The organism is Streptomyces sp. NPDC048461 (assembly GCF_055587105.1).
The window spans coordinates 123,037-140,057 of record NZ_JBVJGW010000018.1; the positions used below are offsets into that span (position 1 = coordinate 123,037).

Below are 17,021 nucleotides of genomic sequence, written 5' to 3' on the forward strand. Positions count from 1 at the left end.
GATTCCCCGAACGACCCCGTCGATGGTGACATGCCCGCTCCACCCCGGTCACACGCTTTTCGGGGTGCCCCACTCGGGGTGCCCGGGCATCGCCGGGGTCGTCGTGCCGTACAGCCAGGGCTTCAGGAACGCTTCGAGGTCCCGGCCCGCCTCCTGGGAGGCCAGGCGTACGAAGTCCGCCGTGCCCGCGACGCCGTCCCGGTGCTCCGCCACCCAGCGGCGCTGGATCCGGTCGAAGGCCGCGGTACCGATCTCCTGCCGCAGGGCGTACAGGACGAGGGCGGAGCCGTCGTAGACCACCGGCCGGAACAGCCCGATCTTCTCGCCGGGGGCGGCGGCCTTCGGGGCGGCCGGGGGGCCGCCCGCGGCCCGCCACTGGTCGGAGCGCTGGTACGCCTCGCGCATGCGCCGCTCCAGGGAGTACTTCCCGAGGCCGTCGGCGTACAGCGCCTCGTACCAGGTGGCGTGTCCCTCGTTGAGCCACAGGTCTGACCAGGTGCGCGGGCTCACGCTGTCGCCGAACCACTGGTGGGCCAGCTCGTGGACCATCACGGCCTCGACGTACCAGTCGGGGTAGCCCTCCCCGGAGAACAGGCTGTGCTCGAACAGGGAGAGGGTCTGCGTCTCCAGCTCGAACCCGGTGGTGGCCCGGGCGATCAGCACCCCGTAGTTCTCGAAGGGGTAGCGGCCGACCCGCTTCTCCATCCACGCGACGTGGCCCGCGGTCTTCTTCAGCCAGGGGTCCAGCCGCTCCCGGTCGGCGGCGGGCACCACGTCGCGCAGCGGCAGGCCGTGCGGTCCCGTGCTGTGGACGACGGCGGAGCGGCCGACCGACACCTGGGCCAGCTCGGTGGCCATCGGGTGCAGGGTCCGGTACGTCCAGGTCGTGGCGGAGCCGGCCCGGCGGGCCGGGAGGGCGCCCGGAATGCCGTTGGCCACGGCCGTGAGCCCGTCCGGGGCGGTGATCCGGAAGGTGAAGAACGCCTTGTCCGCGGGGTGGTCGTTGCAGGGGAAGACCCGGTGGGCGGCGTCGGCCTGGTTGGCCATGGCCAGGCCGTCCTCGGTGGGCACCCAGCCTCCGTCGCCCCGTCCGCGCGGGTCGCTGGTGTGCCGGACGGTGATGTGCAGCGGCCCGCTGCCCGCCACCGGCCGCGCGGGGGTCAGCACGAGGTCCTCCCCCGCGCTCTCGAACCGGGCCGGCTCCCCGTTGACCTCGACGGAGGCCACCTTCCCGTGGGTGAAGTCCAGGTTGATCCGCTCCATCGGCCGCAGGGCCCGGGCATTGATCACGGTGACGGCGTCGAGGGGGGTCCGGTTGTCCTTGTACGTGAAGGACAGGTCGTACGAGAGCACGTCGTACCCGGGGTTCCCGAGCTCCGGGAACAGCCGGTCGCCGATGCCCAGCGGCGCCGGCGGGGGCAGCACGGCGGCGACGAGGGTCAGGGAGGCCGCGGCGAGCAGGGCGGCGCGCAGGCGCGGGGAGGTGAGCTGCATCCACCACCGCTTACCAGCGCCCGCCGCACGGCCGCGAACGGCGCGCGACGGAGCCACCCGAACGGGTCGGCCGGGTGGGGGAAGCCGCTACGCCCGGCTGACGTCGTAGACCCCCGGCACGTCCCGCATCGCCCGCATCAGCGCGGCCAGCCCCGTGGCGTCGGGCAGCTGCAGCGTGTACGAGTGGCGGACGCGCTGTTCGACCGGGGGTTCGACGGTGGCGGAGACGACCTCGACCCCCTCGCGGGCGATCGCCTCGGTCAGGTCGGCCAGCAGGTGCGGGCGGCCGAACGATTCGGCGAGCAGCGTGACCCGGCAGTCCGCGGTGGCCCGCCAGTGCACGGCGACCGAGGTGCGGCCCACCGCGCGCATCTGCGCGACGGCGGCGCACTGCACGCGGTGCACGGTGACGGCGCCGCCCCGGACCACGAAACCGGCGACCGCGTCGGGCGGTACCGGGGTGCAGCAGCCGGCGAGCCGCACGGTGGCGTCGGGCAGGTCGGCGACGGCGTTGCCCCCGCCGCCCCGGGCGCCGACCACGGACAGCGGCGCGCGGGCGGCCGAAGTGGTGGCCATGGCCGGGTCGGGGTGGGTCTGGAGCCAGCTGCTGATGGCGATCCGGGCGGCCGGGGTCCGCGCGTGGTCGAGCCACTCGGCGGCGGGCCCCGAGGAGGCGTCGTGCGCGAGCAGCAGCTGCACGGTGTCCCCGTCGGAGAGGGAGGAGGAGAGCGAGGTGAGGCGCCCGTTGACCCGGGCGCCGATACAGCCGTGCGCCGCCTCGCCGTGCTGGGCGTAGGCGGCGTCGATACAGCTGGCCCCGGCGGGCAGGCCCAGGGTGCCGCCGTCGGCCCGGAACACGGTGATCTCCCGGTCCTGGGCGAGTTCGGCGCGCAGGACGCTCCAGAAGGTGTCGGGGTCGGGCGCGGACTGCTGCCAGTCGAGCAGGCGCGAAAGCCAGCCGGGACGGGTCGGGTCGACCCTCTCCTCGTCGCAGTCGGCGGCCTCCGGCGGGGTGCCGGTGGTGTACGGATTGCCGAGCGCGACCACGCCGGCCTCCGCGACGCGGTGCATCTGCCGGGTCCGGACGATGACCTCGGCGACGTAGCCCTCGGGCGTGGCGACGGCCGTGTGCAGGGACTGGTAGAGGTTGAACTTCGGGGTGGCGATGAAGTCCTTGAACTCGGAGACGACCGGCGTGAAGCAGGTGTGCATCTCGCCCAGCACCGCGTAGCAGTCGGCGTTCTCGCCGACGAGGACGAGGACGCGGCCGAAGTCGGAGCCGCGCAGCTCGCCGCGCTTGAGCGCGATCCGGTGCACGGAGACGAAGTGCCGGGGCCGGACCTGTACCTCGGCGGCGATGCCGGCGTCGCGCAGTACGGACCGTACGGAGTCGGCGATGGCGGGCAGCGGGTCGCGCTCGCCTGCGTGGGCGGCGATGAGGGCGCGGGTGCGCTCGTACTCCTCGGGGTGCAGGATCGCGAAGACGAGGTCTTCCAGCTCGGTCTTCAGGGCCTGGACGCCGAGCCGCTCGGCGAGGGGGATGAGCACGTCGCGGGTGACCTTGGCGATGCGGGCCTGTTTTTCGGGGCGCATCACGCCCAGGGTCCGCATGTTGTGCAGACGGTCGGCGAGTTTGATGGACATGACGCGGACGTCGTTGCCGGTGGCGACGAGCATCTTGCGGAAGGTCTCGGGCTCCGCGGCGGCGCCGTAGTCGATCTTCTCGACCTTGGTGACGCCGTCGACGATGAAGCGGACCTCGTCGCCGAACTCCTCGCCGACCTGATCGAGGGTCACGTCGGTGTCCTCGACGGTGTCGTGGAGGAGCGACGCCGTCAACGTCGTGGTCTCGGCGCCGAGTTCGGCCAGGATCAGGGTGACGGCGAGCGGATGTGTGATGTACGGCTCACCGCTCTTGCGCATTTGACCGCGGTGCGAGGTCTCCGCGAGCAGGTAGGCGCGTCGCAATACGGACAGATCGGCGTCCGGATGATGGGCGCGGTGCGCCTCGGCGACGTGCCCGATGGCATCCGGGAGGCGGTCCCTGGACGTGGGCCCGAGCAGGGCCGCGCGCCCGAGCCGGCGCAGATCGAGCCTGGTCCGGCCGCGTCTGCGGAGCTCAGGGCGCGCTTCGGGGTGTGCTTCGGGGTTCGTGGCCTCTGCACTCATGGGCACCTCCGGCGGCTTCGACCGGCGGTGGCGGGCATGCGGTGAGCCCTCAGGGCCGGTGCCTGATATTACCGACCCCACCACGTGGCGCAGTCCACCTCTCGCTCAGCGTGAAACGGATCACCCATTAGAGGGAAGCTTCAGGCGAAAGCCGTTTCGGTGAGCCAGGCCGGGTCGAACTCGCCCTCGGCGACGATCACGGCGGGTCCGGTCATGTCGATCCGCCCGTCGGGGTGCTCGGTGATGACCAGCGTGCCGCCGGGGAGGTCGACGGTGTACGTGACCGGCGCGCCGGTGGCGGCCGGGTCCGCGCCGTCGCGGCGGATGGCGGCCACGGCGACGGCGCAGGCGCCGGTGCCGCAGGAGCGGGTCTCGCCGGAGCCGCGCTCGTGGACGCGCATGGCGACGTGCCGGGGGCCGCGGTCGACGACGAACTCGACGTTGACTCCCGTCGGGTAGGCGGACACCGGGGCGAAGGAGGGGGCCGAGAGGAGGTTCCCGGCGTCGTCGAGGCTGTCGACGAAGGCCACGGCGTGCGGGTTGCCCATGTTCACGTTGCGCGCGGGCCAGCTCGTGGCGCCGACCGTGACGGTGACCTCGCCGGCGGGGAGCTCGGCGCGGCCCATGGAGACGGTGACGTCGCCGGTCTTGTCGAGGTGGACGTGCTTGACCCCGCCCCGGGTGGCGATGGCGAGGTCGCCGGGCTCGACGTGGCCCGCATGCTGGAGGTAGCGGGCGAAGACGCGCACGCCGTTGCCGCACATCTCGGCGACGGAGCCGTCGCTGTTGCGGTAGTCCATGAACCACTCCGCCTCGCCGGCCAGGTGCGCCGCCTCGGGGTGGGCGGCGGACCGCACGACGTGGAGCACGCCGTCGGCACCGATCCCGGCGCGCCGGTCGCAGAGCCTGGCGACCGCGGACGCGGGCAGCTCGACGGCGTTGTCCGGGTCCGGGACGATCACGAAGTCGTTCTCGGTGCCGTGGCCCTTGAGGAAGGAGAGGGTGGTGTGCGTCACCGGCCCATGGTACCGAGGGCCAGGTGGGGGCCGCGGAAGCCCTCCCGGGCGGCACGGACGGCGTTCCCCGGCCGGAGCCCGGACACGGGGCTCCGGCGGGCCCACGGCCTAGCGGAGCCTGGCGACCCGGTAGACGGCCAGGGCGACGATGCCCAGCGCGATCACGGCGTACAGCGCGGCCATGCGCCAGTCGGGGCGGCGGCCGCTCCCCCGGGCGGGGAGCCCGGGCCAGGTGTAGCCGACGCGGCGGGCGGCCATCATGCCCCAGCCGCCGGCGCAGCAGCTGATGAGGAAGCCCAGCATGGCGACGACCGCTCCGCCGTCGCCGAACTCGAAGGCGAGGGGGAAGGCGAACATCAGCGAGCCGGTGGCGGCCAGCAGCACGATGGGGGCGATCTGCCACAGGCGCAGGCGGCGCTGCGGACGCAGTTCGACCTCGAATTCGGGGCCCGCGGCCGCGACGGCCTCGGCGGGGTCCGGGGCGTCCGGTCCGTCCGGGGTCAGGCGCGCGGGATCCGCGGGAAGCCCGAGCCCTGCGGGACCGTCAGGTCCGTCCGGCTGGTGCAGGAGCGTCGGGTCCGCTTCCCGCAGGGTGTCGTCCCGCCCGGTGTCACGAGGGCCGGCCTCCATCGCCACGCGCCCTCCCCACTCGGACTCAGTACGCCGCAGTTCAGCACCGATGACCACACCGGCACGAGTTTGATGATGGCACGCCCCCGGCCCCTCGACAGGCGCCCGGGGCGTCCCGATGCCATCACGTGATCAGGCTGTGACCGCTCGTTCGACCAACGACTGCGCGAGTCCGGGGAGTTCCCCGCGGTCGGCAACGGCCCCGCTGAGCCAGTTGACCCGCGGGTCCCTGCGGAACCAGGAGTCCTGGCGGCGCGCGAAGCGCTTGGTGGCCCGGACGGTCTCGTTCCGCGCCTCTTCCTCGGTGCACTCCCCGGCGAGCGCGGACAGCACCTGCTGGTAGCCGAGCGCCCTGGAGGCGGTGATTCCGTCGCGCAGGCCACGGGCCTCCAGCGCGCGGACCTCGTCGACCAGGCCGTCCTCCCACATGCGGTCCACGCGCAGCGCGATCCGCTCGTCGAGCTCGGGCCGGGCCACGTCGACGCCGATCTGGACGGTGTCGTAGACGGACTCGTGGCCGGGGAGGTTCGCGGTGAAGGGGCGGCCGGTGATCTCGATGACCTCCAGCGCGCGGACGATCCGGCGGGCGTTGCTCGGCAGGATGGCCTGCGCAGCGGCCGGGTCGGCGGCGGCGAGCCGGGCGTGCAGGGCGCCGGGGCCGCGGAGCGTCGCCTCCTCCTCCAGCCGGGCGCGGACCTCGGGATCGGTGCCGGGGAACTCCATGGCGTCGAGGGCGCCCCGGACGTACAGGCCGGAGCCGCCGACGAGGACCGGCGTACGGCCCTCGGCGAGGAGGGCGTCGATCTCGGCGCGGGCCAGGCGCTGGTACTCGGCGACGCTGGCCGTCTCGGTGACGTCCCAGACGTCGAGGAGGCGGTGCGGGACGCCGCCGCGCTCCCCCGGCGTCAGCTTGGCGGTGCCGATGTCCATCCCCCGGTACAGCTGCATGGAGTCCGCGTTGACGACTTCACCGCCGAAATGACGGGCCAGGGCTACGCCCAGATCGGACTTCCCGGCCGCGGTGGGACCTACGACGGCGATGACCCGCGGGGCGGGGGCTGCTTTCCTCACCGCCCCAGTCTCGCAAACCCGGCGGCATGTACCCGATCGGGCTACGTGACGGGGCCGGGCCGGAGTCGTTGCCCTGGCGTGGTTCCGGCCCGGCGCGCCACCGTGTGAGGCCGGTCCGGTCACCGCGGAACTTCACTCACACGAGTAGCGTTATGGGAGTAGACATGGGCATTTTTCGTCGGTTTTTCGGCAGTAAGGACGAGGCGGCGACCGATCAGGTCGCGGCCGAGGCCCTGACTGCGGAGTCCGGTTCGGCCGACGCGGCCGAGGCCGCGCCGGCTGTTGCGGAAGCGGAGGTCCCGGCCGAGGCCGTGGAGATTCCGAAGCAGCAGTCGGCCGAGGTCGCAGCGGACAGCGAGGCCGGCGAGGGCGCCCGTACGTAGCCACGCCAACGGAAGGTGCCCCATGGGTCTGCTGGACAATCTGAAGGCCAAGCTCGCTCCGGCCAAGGACAAGGTCGGCGCCCTCGCGCAGCAGCACGAGGGCAAGATCGGCGAGGGTCTGGACAAGGTGGCCAAGGCCGTCGACTCCAAGACCAAGGGCAAGTACAGCGGCCAGATCACGAACGGCACGGGCAAGGCGAAGGACGCCTTGGGCAAGGTCGCGCACAAGGACTCTCCCGGCGGGCCGACGCCGCCGGTCACTCCCTGACGCGGCCCGGAGGGGGCGCGCACCGGCTGCGGCCGGTGCGCGCCCCTTTCGTACGTCCGGAACCCGACCCGGTACGCCGCTAGGACCAGGCGGCGACGAAGTACCCGACCCCGTACGGCGCGTCCTCGTACAGCAGGCGCCCGTCCAGGCCCGCGCCCTCGGCGGCGCCCGCCAGGACCTGCCACGGGGCCCGGCCGGCGGCCTGCAGCTCGGCGGCGAGCCCGGCGTCGAGGGCGGCGAGCGCGGCGGTGTCGGCGGCGCCGAGCGCGCGGGCCGCGGCGGTGTCGAAGGCGGCGGCCCGCTCGTCGAGGTATCCGGGGGCCTTGAGGGTCCTGCAGGCGCTGCCGTCGCCCATCACCAGCAGCGCGACGCGGGCGTCCCGGGCGGCGAGCTCCGCCCCGGCCTCCAGGCACGCGGCGGTGTCCAGCGGCTCCGCGACGCCGAGCCCCTCCACCGGGGCGGCGCCCCAGCGGGCGTGCTCCAGCAGCCAGGCGCCCACGGCGAGGGACGGGGGCAGCAGCCGCGGCCCCTCGTCACCGGCTCCGAGCTGTACGCCGGCCTCGACGCCGTAGCCCCGGAAGGTGCCGCGGGCCCCCTGCGGGTACGGCCCTCGGTGGTCCCGGTCGGCGGCCCCGACGACGACCAGGAGGTCGGGGCGCGAGGCGGCGAGCACGGCGAGCGCGTCGGAGCAGGCGGTGCGCGCGTCGCCGAGTTCGGCGGCGGCGCCCGCCGCCACCTCGGGCACGAGCAGCGGCGGGGCGGGGCAGACAGCGGCGGCAACAAGCATGATCGGCAGCCTAACGCGGGTCCGCCGGGCGGACCCGGCGGCCGTCCCGGCGACGCGGACGGTCACGGCCGCCCGGCGGCGCGTTCCCCGGCGGTTCCGGCGGCGGGATCCGGACGCGGGTTCCGGACGCGGGTTCCGGACGCGGGGGCGTCAGCCCTGCGGCACCGCGCAGCCGGACGTCACGGCCGGCAGCGGCGCCGGAACGCCCAGGGTCGGAATGCCGAGCATGACGCCCGCCGGACCGGCCGGGGCGGCGTTGCGCTTCTCCCAGGCGTCTCCGGCGCGGGTGCGGCGCACGGCCAGCGTCGGGCCCTCGGCCAGCAGGTGGTGGGGGGCGGCGTAGGTGATGTCCACGGTGACGACGTCGCCGGGGCGGACCTCCGCGTCCGGCTTCGTGAAGTGCACCAGGCGGTTGTCGGGGGCGCGGCCGGAGAGGCGGTGGGTGGCGCCGTCCTTGCGGCCCTCGCCCTCCGCGACCATGACCTCGAGGGTGCGGCCGACCTGCTTCTTGTTCTCCTCCCAGGAGATCTCCTCCTGGAGCGCGACCAGCCGCATGTAGCGCTCCTGGACGACCTCCTTGGGGATCTGCCCGTCCATGTCGGCGGCGGGGGTGCCGGGCCGCTTGGAGTACTGGAAGGTGAACGCGTTCGCGAAGCGGGCCTCGCGCACGGCGTGCATCGTCTGCTGGAAGTCCTCCTCCGTCTCGCCGGGGAAGCCCACGATGATGTCGGTGGAGATCGCGGCGTGCGGGATGGCGGCGCGGACCTTCTCGATGATGCCGAGGAACCGCTCCTGCCGGTACGAGCGGCGCATCGCCTTCAGGATCGGGTCGGAGCCGGACTGCAGGGGCATGTGCAGCTGCGGCATGACGTTCGGGGTCTCGGCCATGGCCGCGATCACGTCGTCCGTGAAGTCGCGCGGGTGCGGGGAGGTGAAGCGGACCCGCTCCAGGCCCTCGATCTGCCCGCAGGCGCGCAGCAGCTTGCTGAACGCCTCGCGGTCGCCGAGGTCGGAGCCGTACGCGTTCACGTTCTGTCCGAGGAGGGTGATCTCCGAGACGCCCTCGGCGACCAGCGCCTCGACCTCGGCGAGGATGTCGCCGGGGCGGCGGTCCTCCTCCTTGCCGCGCAGCGCGGGGACGATGCAGAAGGTGCAGGTGTTGTTGCAGCCGACGGAGATCGACACCCAGGCGGCGTAGGCGGACTCGCGGCGGGTCGGCAGCGTGGAGGGGAAGGCCTCCAGCGACTCGGCGATCTCGACCTGCGCCTCTTCCTGGATGCGGGCGCGCTCCAGCAGCACGGGGAGCTTGCCGATGTTGTGCGTGCCGAAGACGACGTCGACCCAGGGGGCCCGCTTGACGATCGTGTCGCGGTCCTTCTGGGCGAGGCAGCCGCCGACCGCGATCTGCATGCCGGGGCGCTTGGTCTTCATCGGGGCGAGCCGGCCGAGGTTGCCGTAGAGCTTGTTGTCGGCGTTCTCGCGGACGGCGCAGGTGTTGAACACGACCACGTCGGCGTCGCCGTCGGAGCCTTCGGGGGCGCGCGTGTAGCCCGCGCCCTCCAGCAGACCGGACAGCCGCTCGGAGTCGTGCACGTTCATCTGGCACCCGTAGGTGCGCACCTCGTATGTTCCCTTGACGTCCACTGCCGTGCTCCGGTCGCTGCTGCTGGTCATACGACAAGGGTAGGCGGTACCCGGGAGCCCTCCGGTCCCGCGTGCGGGCTGCCCCGGGGGAGGCGGCGGCCGAAGAGGACGAGAGGACGAGCAGCAGGTCCTGGGCGTCGCGGTGGTTCCGCCCGGTGCCGAGGCGGCGGAGGCGGCCGGGGACGGGGTGCGGGGCTGCCGCGGCAGGACGCGCCGTGACAGGACGGCGGGCGGGTGGCAGGATCGCGGCCATGCCTCTCGTACCGCCCCGGATCAGCAGGCGCCACGCCCTGCGGGCCCTGGTGGCCGTCCTGGCCGTGCTCGGCGTCCTGGTGTGGTGGCTGAAACCGTTCGGGGAGCCGGAGCTCAAGGGCGAGCTGGCGTTCAGCACGGGCGTCCGTACCGGGGTCTACCACCGCTACGGGCAGTTGCTGGAGCAGGAGCTGCGCCAGGACATGCCCGAGATGAAGGTGCGGCTGGAGACCAGCGAGGGGTCCCAGCAGAACCTCCAGCGGGTGGCCTCCGGCGAGGCGGACTTCACGGTGGCGACGGCGGACGCGGTCGCCAAGTACCGGCAGGACGGCAAGCCCGGCGCGGCCTGGCTGCGCGGGGTCGCGCGGCTCTACGACGACTACGTGCAGCTGGTGGTCCCGGCGGGGTCCCCCGTGCAGTCGGCCCGTGACCTGCGCGGCAAGCGGGTGGCGGTCGGGCAGGACGGTTCGGGGGTGCGGCTCATCTCGGAGCGGCTGCTGACGGCGGCCAAACTGAACCCGCGCCGCGACATCACCCCGGTGTCGATAGGGATCGACACCATGCCGTCCGAGCTGGAGGCGGGCCGGATCGACGCCTTCTTCTGGTCCGGCGGCCTCCCGACGAACGCGGTGCGCGAGCTGTCGGAGCGGTTCGAGATCCGGCTCGTGCAGCTGGGCGACCTGGTGGAGCAGCTCCAGGCGAGCGGAAGTCCGGCCCGGTACTACCGGGCGGCCGTGATGCCGCAGGACGCCTACAAGCTCTCCCGGAACACCAGCGCGGTGGCCACGCTGGCCGTGCCGAACCTGCTGGTGACCACGGAGAAGGCGGACCCGGAGCTCACCGAGCAGTTCACGCGGACGGTGATCCTCAGCCGCGACGGGATCGGGCGCGAGGTGCACGCGGCGCAGCTGGTGGACCTGCGCACGGCGATCTACACCGATCCGCTGGACCTGCACGAGGGCGCCCGGCGCTACTACCGCTCGGTCAAGCCGTAGCCCGCGGCGCTCCGCGGCCCTCCCCCGGGCAGGGCGCTCCGCGGACCGTCCCCAGGCGACCCGGCTCCGGGGCTCAGGCGGGCAGCAGCATGGTCGCCGCCGCGGCCGCGCCGATCAGTCCCGCGTCGGTCCCCAGGGCCGCCGGGACCACCCGCAGCTCCTCGACGAAGGAGAGCGTGGCGTAGGCGGCGAGGTGGTGGCGGATCGGGGCGAAGAGGGTGTCGCCGGAGGCGGCGACCCCGCCCCCGATGACCGCGATGTCCGTCTCGACGAGGGTCGCGGTGGCCGCGATGGCGGCGGCCAGGGCGCGGCCGGCCCGGTCGAAGGCGGCGCGCGCGATCGGGTCGCCCGCCTCGGCGGCGGCCGCCACGCCCGCCGCGGTGGCGTCGTCGCCGGGGGTCCAGCCCTGGGCCAGGGCCCAGCGGGCGATGGCCGTACCGGAGGCGATCGACTCGACGCAGCCGTGGCCGCCGCAGGCGCAGCGCTCGCCGTCGAAGGCCACGCTGATGTGGCCGATGTGGCCCGCGTTGCCCGTGGGTCCGGGGTGGAGCTGGTTGTTGAGGATCAGGCCGCCGCCGACCCCCGTGGACACCACCATGCAGAGCGCGTTCGCGTGTCCCTGGGCGGCGCCGAGCCAGTGTTCGGCGGCGGTCATCGCGACGCCGTCACCGGCCAGGACGGTGGGCAGGTCCGTCCCGCGCGCCGCGAGTTCGGCCGCGACGCGGGCCTGGACCGGGAACTCCCGCCACGCCCCGATGTTGACCGGGCTGACCGTGCCCCGGGAGGTGTCCACCGGGCCCGCGCTGCCGATCCCGCAGCGGACCGCCGAGGGCCACAGCGCGGAGCCGGACAGGTCGGCGATCACCTCGGTCACCGCCGCCATGACGGCTTCCGCGTCGGTGCCGCGCGGGGTCGGGCGCCGGGTGGCGGCCGTCATCGTGCCGTCGGGGTGCACGAGCGCACCGGCGATCTTCGTGCCGCCGATGTCGATCGCCACGGTCGGTCCGGACGCCTGGGCGCCGGCCCGCGGCGCGGGGAAGGGGGCGGTGGGGGTGGTCACGGTGGCGGCTCCAGTGAGGGGTCAGGATTCAGTATGCGCCGAAGGCGCAGACGTGCTCTCCCGGGGCTCCAGCCGCGGCTGCTCGCCCTCGCGGATGCGCGGGGCGCTGCCGCCGAGGACGGCGAGGAGTTCCTCGGCCGCCAGCCGCCCGAAGCCCGCGGTGTCGCGTACGAGGGCGGTGAGCCGGGGGTGGGTGACCCTGCAGAGCGCGGAGTCGTCCCAGGCCACGATCGACAGCCCGCCCGGTACGGGGATGCCCCGTTCGGCGGCGACCGCGAGGCCGGCCAGGGCCATCACGTCGTTGTCGTAGACGAGCGCGGTGGGCGGTCCGGGTTCGGCCAGGACCCGGCGGGTGGCCGCGGCCCCCTCGGCGTCGGAGTAGTCGGTGACGACGGACCGCACCTGGCCGGGGCCGAGGCCGCGCGACGCGGCCTCCGCCCGCAGGGAGGCGATGCGGCGGGCGGTGTGGGCGAGGCCGGGCAGCCCGGCGACGTGGACGATGCGGCGGTGGCCCAGCCCGTGGAGGTGGTCCAGGACCTGGGCCATGGCACGGGCGTCGTCGGCGCGGACCGAGGACAGACCGGCGTCGGGTTCGGCCTCGCCGACGGTGACGGCGGGCAGGGCCAGCTGTGCCAGGAGCTCTGGACGCGGGTCCCGGGTGCGCGGGTCGACGACGAGCACCCCGTCGACGCGGCGCTCGGCCCACCAGCGGCGGTAGAGCGCGCACTCCGCGTCGATGTCCTCGACGACCTGGAACAGCAGGGCCGTCCGGGCGGCGGAGAGGGCCTCCTGGATGCCGGAGACGAGCTGGAGGAAGAAGGACTCGACGCCGAGGGTGTGCGCGGGCCGCGCGAGGACGAGCCCCACGGCGCCGGAGCGTTCGCCGGACAGGGCGCGCGCGGCGCTGTTGGCCTGCCAGCCGAGCTCGTCGGCGACCCGGCGGATGCGGGCGCGGGTGTCCCGGGAGACGCCCGGCCGGTCGTTGAGCGCGAAGGAGACGGCGCTCTCCGACACCCCGGCCCGGCGGGCGATGTCCTTGATGGTGGGTCTGCGGGCCATGGCCTGCCTCATTCGTCCTTCGGGTGGATCGCGTTCCGGGTGGATCGCGCGCGGCGGAACACGGACGGCAATGGCCGGACGGTACGCGATCACGCCACGGGACACCGCTCCGGCCGCCGCCAGCACGTACGGGCGGCCGCGCCGGGGCCGTGCGCACCGACGTGCGGAGGGGGACGGTCGGGCCGTCCCTTACGGATGCGGATGCGGATGCGGATGGGGGCACAGATACGGATGCGGACGCGTACCGGATGCCCGATTGTTTCCGGCGGGCGGAATACCGCTTCCTCTCTCCCGGAGACGTCCGATGTCGAGCCATTCCCCGCGCGTGACTAAAGCGCATTAGCTCCAGCAAGCCTGAGGCGTCGGATCCCCTGTGTCAACGGGGCTGAAGCGCTTGAGCACACCCGTCCCGAGGAGGGTTCGACGCCCTGTTGACTTACCGGTCGCCAACGCGGAAAGTGCGTCCTCCGGCATTTCCCAGAACTCGGACTCCGGGAACCCCCATGCACGGTGAATCCACTCCCCGCACCCTCCGCTTCGGCGCGAACTACACCCCGACACGGGGCTGGTTCCACCACTGGCTGGACTTCGACCTCGACGAGGTCCGGGCCGACCTCGACTCGATCGCCGCCCTCGGGCTGGACCACGTCCGCGTCTTTCCGCTCTGGCCGGTGTTCCAGCCGAACCGGACGCTGATCCGGCCGCGCGCGGTGGAACAGCTCGTCGCTCTGGCCGACGCGGCCGCCGAGCGGGGCCTCGACGTCACCGTGGACGGGCTGCAGGGGCACTTGTCGAGCTTCGACTTCCTGCCCTCCTGGACCGGGACCTGGCACCGCCGCAGCATCTTCGGCGATCCGGAGGTGGTGGCCGCGCAGGAGGAGTACCTGCGCACGCTCGCCGGCGCACTCGCCGACCGGCCGAACTTCCTCGGCATGACGGTGGGCAACGAGGTCAACCAGTTCGCCGGCGACCCGCACCCCGAGCCCGACCGGATCACCCGCGAGCAGGCCGGGCGCTGGCTGGAGCGGATGCTCGCCGCCTGCGAGGAGGGCGCGCCCGGCCGCTCCCACGTGCACGCCGAGTACGACGCCGCCTGGTTCCGGGACGGGCATCCCTTCACCCCGGCCCAGGCGGCGCGCCTGGGCGCCGCCACCGCCGTGCACTCCTGGGTGTTCAACGGCACCGCGCAGCGCCACGGCCCGTCCGGGACGGCGACCGAGCACCACGCCGCGTACCTGATCGAGCTGTCGAAGGCCTGGGCCCCCGACCCGCACCGGCCGGTGTGGCTCCAGGAGGTCGGGGCGCCCGCGCCGCTGATCCGGCCGGGACGGGCGGCGCGCTTCGCCGAGGCCACCGTGGCGAACGCCCTGGACTGCGCGGACGTCTGGGGGGTGACCTGGTGGTGCTCGCACGACGTGTCCCGCGAGCTGGCGGACTTCCCGGAGCTGGAATACGGGCTCGGCCTGCTCACCAACGACCGGCGGACCAAGCCGGCGGGCGCGGCCATCGCCCGGATCGCCGCTGAGTGGCGGGGCCGGGAGCACCGGCCGCCGGTACGGACCACCGCGCTGGCCGTGGACGTCGGCGGGGCGCAGGAGGCGCCGCGGCGCTCGGTGTGCGCGCCGGGCGGAGCCTTCTTCGAGGCCTGGGCGGCGCTCACCGCCGACGGGGTGCGCCCGGCGGTGGTGCTGGCCGAGCGGGCCGGGGACCAGGCCCACCTGGCGGCGCGCGGCATCACGGAGGTCCTCCACGTGCCGCCCCCCGCCTGACGGCCCGCGGCTCCCGCCCGCGCGGACGGCCGCCCCGCGCGGACCGCCGTTCCGACGCCGCCGGATCCGCGCCGCCTGCTGCCGCGGCCCACCGGTCGTCCGACCGCCGGCCGCGCACGGCGGGACCGGCGCCCGCCTCCTGCCGATCCGCCCGGTTCCGATCCCGCCCCCGCATCCCGACCGCATATCCCTCGCCCGCCCCTCCGGAGGAGCCCCGCATGTCCGAGACCGACCACGGCGTCGCCCCTCGTACCGCCGCCGACGCCACCACCGCCGCCCGCGGCCTCCCCGTACGCCCGACGCGGCGCGGGGTGCTCACCGCGGGTGCCGGGGCCGGGGCCGCCGCCCTGCTCGGAGCGCCCGCCCCCGCCCGGGCGGTCCCCGTGTCCGCGCCCCCGGCCACCGGGCCGGCGGCGGGCGGTCCGGCGGCGGGCGGTCCGGACGACGCCGACCCGGCCCCGTACGCCTCGTACTGGTTCCCGGACTCGCTCCCGCCCGGTACCCCCGGCCCGGGCATCGTGTGGCGCTCCCTGAAGCAGTGGACCCCCGAGTCCGATCCCGACCTCGCCCACAACACCGCCACCGTGCCGCTCGCCCCCCGCTTCACCCCGGTCCCGCCCCATCCGGGCGCCCGCGCCGGCCAGGCCCGGATCTCCTCGCTGGTCTCCTTCGGGCCGACCGCGGGGAACCCGTCGCAGGGCTCCCCGACCGCCGACTCCTACGCCCTGACGCACTGGGCGTACATCGACGAGCTGGTCTTCTGGGGCGGCTCCGCCGGCGAGGGGATCGTGCTGGCCCCGAACGCGCCAGTGGTCGACGCCGCCCACCGCAACGGGGTCCGCGTGCTCGGCAACGTCTTCCTGCCCCCCGTGGCCTACGGCGGCGACCTCCGGTGGACCCGCGACCTCGTCCACAGGGACTCCCTCGGGCGCTTCCCGATCGCCGAGAAACTGGCCCTGGTCGCGTCGGCGTACGGCTTCGACGGCTGGTTCGTCAACGCCGAGACCGACGGCGGGAACAGCGAACTCGCCTCCCGGATGCGGGAGTTCCTGCGCGCGTTACGGGCGGCCGGGGCTCCGCACGGGCTGCGCACCACCTGGTACGACGCCATGAACAGCACCGGCCGGGTCGGCTGGCAGGGGGCGCTGAACGGGCTCAACCAGGAGTTCTTCGAGGACCGGACCGGACCGGTCAGCGACACCCTGTTCGTCGACTTCCGCTGGACCCCGGAGAAGCTGGCCGCGTCCGGCACGCTCGCGGACCGCCTCGGCCGCAGCCGCCACGAGCTGTGGGCGGGCGTGGACGTGGAGTCCAACGGCTGGAACAGCGCGGCCCGTTGGGACGCGATCGTCCCGCGCGGGCGCGACCACGTCGTCAGCTACGGCTTCTACCGGCCGGAGTGGACGCGCAACCACCTCGCCGACCGCTCTCCCGGCGCCTTCCACCGCGCCGACGACCGGTTCTGGACGGGCGAGTCCCTCGATCCCTCCCGCCCCGCCCCCGAGGGCACGTGGCGGGCCCCCGCCACGGTCGTCGCCGACCGGTCCACGGTCGCCTCGCTGCCGTTCGCCTGCGCGTTCAACACCGGGCACGGGGAGCGCTGGTACGAGGCGGGCGAGGTGGTCTCCGACGCCCCCTGGAGCCACCTCGGGCTGCAGGACCGGCTCCCGGGCCGCCGCTGGGTCGTGGACACCTCCGGGACGCGGCCCGCCGTGGCCCTGGACTTCGCGCGGGCCTGGCGCGGGGGCTCCAGCCTGCTGGTGACGGGGCCGCTCACCGCGCCGGCCGCGGTCGGGCTGCACGCCACCCGCCTGCGGTTGACCCGCTCCACCGTGCTGGAGCTGGTGCACGCCGGCGGGGCGGTCCCGGTCGGGGTGGAGGTCGGGGTGGCCGTCCGCGAGCCGGCCGCCCCGGGGGCGCCGGTCCCGTACCTCTGGTTCCCGGCGCGGGAACCCGCCCCGGGGCCGGGCTGGCGCACCGCGCGGTTCGGGCTCGCCGCCCTCGCGGGCAGGACGGCGTACGGGCTCGCCGTACGGATCACCGCGCGCGGGAGCGGTCCGGTGGAGTGGCGGCTCGGCGCCCTGTCGGTGCGCGACGGCTCCGCCGGAGGGCGGCCGGCCCCGCCCGCCGCACTGAGGGTGGACGCCTCGGCCGTACGCGACGGCACGGCGGCGGTCCGCCTGTCCTGGCACCGGGCGCCGGGGCGGGGTGCGGGTCGGAGCCCGTTCCGGCACCACGAGGTCTCCCGCGTCCTGCGCGACGGCACCCGGCGCTTCCTCGGCGGCACCTGCGGGACGGCCCTGTACCTCCCGGCGGTCCCCCGCGCCGGCCGGGAGCGGGCGGTCACCTTCGAGGTACGGGCCGTGGACGAGCTGTACGCGGTCTCCGCCCCGGCCCGCACCGCGCTCGCCTGGGACTGAGCGC

General features: G+C 74.7%; 14 protein-coding genes. 5 read left to right on the forward strand and 9 right to left on the reverse strand.

Annotated elements, in window-relative coordinates; genetic code table 11:
- Window positions 1-48: 48 nt before the first annotated feature.
- The 5 genes from ACZ6S8_RS27535 to miaA all read right to left on the reverse strand — a co-directional run bounded on the left by ACZ6S8_RS27535 (window position 49) and on the right by miaA (window position 6,380).
- On the reverse strand, window positions 49-1,494 hold the full coding sequence (locus ACZ6S8_RS27535) for a M1 family metallopeptidase (protein WP_469460084.1): 1,446 nt from the start codon (window positions 1,492-1,494) through the stop codon (window positions 49-51).
- Between the two features lie 87 nt (window positions 1,495-1,581).
- On the reverse strand, window positions 1,582-3,663 hold the full coding sequence (locus ACZ6S8_RS27540) for a RelA/SpoT family protein (RefSeq protein ID WP_469460085.1): 2,082 nt from the start codon (window positions 3,661-3,663) through the stop codon (window positions 1,582-1,584).
- A 140-nt stretch (window positions 3,664-3,803) separates the two neighbouring features.
- Window positions 3,804-4,679 carry a diaminopimelate epimerase gene (gene dapF, locus ACZ6S8_RS27545; protein WP_469460086.1) on the reverse strand — a complete coding sequence of 292 codons (876 nt, stop codon included), beginning with the start codon at window positions 4,677-4,679 and terminating at the stop codon, window positions 3,804-3,806.
- A 108-nt stretch (window positions 4,680-4,787) separates the two neighbouring features.
- Entirely contained in the window at window positions 4,788-5,309 is a 522-nt protein-coding gene (locus ACZ6S8_RS27550) for a hypothetical protein (protein WP_469460124.1), read from the reverse strand.
- Between the two features lie 132 nt (window positions 5,310-5,441).
- The gene (gene miaA, locus ACZ6S8_RS27555; RefSeq protein WP_469460087.1) at window positions 5,442-6,380 is read right to left on the reverse strand and encodes a tRNA (adenosine(37)-N6)-dimethylallyltransferase MiaA; all 939 of its coding nucleotides are present in this window, start codon (window positions 6,378-6,380) and stop codon (window positions 5,442-5,444) included.
- 164 nt (window positions 6,381-6,544) lie between these two features.
- Here miaA and ACZ6S8_RS27560 point away from each other — a divergent pair, with 164 nt between their 5' ends.
- On the forward strand, window positions 6,545-6,763 hold the full coding sequence (locus ACZ6S8_RS27560; protein WP_469460088.1) for a gliding motility protein: 219 nt from the start codon (window positions 6,545-6,547) through the stop codon (window positions 6,761-6,763).
- 22 nt (window positions 6,764-6,785) lie between these two features.
- Window positions 6,786-7,031, forward strand: a complete 246-nt coding sequence (locus ACZ6S8_RS27565) for an antitoxin (RefSeq protein WP_267723876.1) — start codon at window positions 6,786-6,788, stop codon at window positions 7,029-7,031.
- Between the two features lie 79 nt (window positions 7,032-7,110).
- On the opposite strand, the gene ACZ6S8_RS27570 is transcribed toward ACZ6S8_RS27565, so the two are convergent.
- The gene (locus ACZ6S8_RS27570) at window positions 7,111-7,818 is read right to left on the reverse strand and encodes a class III extradiol ring-cleavage dioxygenase family protein (RefSeq protein ID WP_469460089.1); all 708 of its coding nucleotides are present in this window, start codon (window positions 7,816-7,818) and stop codon (window positions 7,111-7,113) included.
- A 150-nt stretch (window positions 7,819-7,968) separates the two neighbouring features.
- Window positions 7,969-9,492, reverse strand: a complete 1,524-nt coding sequence (gene miaB / locus ACZ6S8_RS27575; RefSeq protein ID WP_469460090.1) for a tRNA (N6-isopentenyl adenosine(37)-C2)-methylthiotransferase MiaB — start codon at window positions 9,490-9,492, stop codon at window positions 7,969-7,971.
- 221 nt (window positions 9,493-9,713) lie between these two features.
- On the opposite strand from miaB, the gene ACZ6S8_RS27580 reads away from it, so the two are divergent.
- Window positions 9,714-10,709: a TAXI family TRAP transporter solute-binding subunit gene (locus ACZ6S8_RS27580; RefSeq protein ID WP_469460091.1), complete on the forward strand. Its 996-nt coding sequence runs from the start codon at window positions 9,714-9,716 to the stop codon at window positions 10,707-10,709.
- A gap of 73 nt (window positions 10,710-10,782) precedes the next feature.
- Here the strand turns inward: ACZ6S8_RS27580 and ACZ6S8_RS27585 are convergent, their stop codons facing one another.
- Together ACZ6S8_RS27585 and ACZ6S8_RS27590 are read right to left on the reverse strand one after the other, a co-directional pair.
- The gene (locus tag ACZ6S8_RS27585; RefSeq protein ID WP_469460125.1) at window positions 10,783-11,706 is read right to left on the reverse strand and encodes an ROK family protein; all 924 of its coding nucleotides are present in this window, start codon (window positions 11,704-11,706) and stop codon (window positions 10,783-10,785) included.
- 84 nt (window positions 11,707-11,790) lie between these two features.
- Window positions 11,791-12,828, reverse strand: a complete 1,038-nt coding sequence (locus ACZ6S8_RS27590; RefSeq protein WP_469460092.1) for a LacI family DNA-binding transcriptional regulator — start codon at window positions 12,826-12,828, stop codon at window positions 11,791-11,793.
- Window positions 12,829-13,331: 503 nt separating this feature from the next.
- On the opposite strand from ACZ6S8_RS27590, the gene ACZ6S8_RS27595 reads away from it, so the two are divergent.
- The gene (locus ACZ6S8_RS27595) at window positions 13,332-14,597 is read left to right on the forward strand and encodes a glycoside hydrolase 5 family protein (RefSeq protein ID WP_469460093.1); all 1,266 of its coding nucleotides are present in this window, start codon (window positions 13,332-13,334) and stop codon (window positions 14,595-14,597) included.
- Between the two features lie 218 nt (window positions 14,598-14,815).
- Window positions 14,816-17,017 (forward strand): endo-beta-N-acetylglucosaminidase, encoded by a 2,202-nt coding sequence (locus ACZ6S8_RS27600; protein WP_469460094.1) that lies wholly within the window; start codon window positions 14,816-14,818, stop codon window positions 17,015-17,017.
- Window positions 17,018-17,021 lie beyond the last annotated feature (4 nt).

Bases quoted from the DNA above. Each gene is read 5' to 3' on its own strand.
- ACZ6S8_RS27535 (WP_469460084.1), bottom strand. From the start codon at position 1,494: ATGCAGCTCACCTCCCCGCGCCTGCGCGCCGCCCTGCTCGCCGCGGCC.
- ACZ6S8_RS27540 (WP_469460085.1), bottom strand. From the start codon at position 3,663: ATGAGTGCAGAGGCCACGAACCCCGAAGCACACCCCGAAGCGCGCCCT.
- ACZ6S8_RS27550 (WP_469460124.1), bottom strand. From the start codon at position 5,309: ATGGAGGCCGGCCCTCGTGACACCGGGCGGGACGACACCCTGCGGGAA.
- ACZ6S8_RS27560 (WP_469460088.1), top strand. From the start codon at position 6,545: ATGGGCATTTTTCGTCGGTTTTTCGGCAGTAAGGACGAGGCGGCGACC.
- ACZ6S8_RS27565 (WP_267723876.1), top strand. From the start codon at position 6,786: ATGGGTCTGCTGGACAATCTGAAGGCCAAGCTCGCTCCGGCCAAGGAC.
- ACZ6S8_RS27570 (WP_469460089.1), bottom strand. From the start codon at position 7,818: ATGCTTGTTGCCGCCGCTGTCTGCCCCGCCCCGCCGCTGCTCGTGCCC.
- miaB (WP_469460090.1), bottom strand. From the start codon at position 9,492: ATGACCAGCAGCAGCGACCGGAGCACGGCAGTGGACGTCAAGGGAACA.
- ACZ6S8_RS27580 (WP_469460091.1), top strand. From the start codon at position 9,714: ATGCCTCTCGTACCGCCCCGGATCAGCAGGCGCCACGCCCTGCGGGCC.
- ACZ6S8_RS27590 (WP_469460092.1), bottom strand. From the start codon at position 12,828: ATGGCCCGCAGACCCACCATCAAGGACATCGCCCGCCGGGCCGGGGTG.
- ACZ6S8_RS27595 (WP_469460093.1), top strand. From the start codon at position 13,332: ATGCACGGTGAATCCACTCCCCGCACCCTCCGCTTCGGCGCGAACTAC.
- ACZ6S8_RS27600 (WP_469460094.1), top strand. From the start codon at position 14,816: ATGTCCGAGACCGACCACGGCGTCGCCCCTCGTACCGCCGCCGACGCC.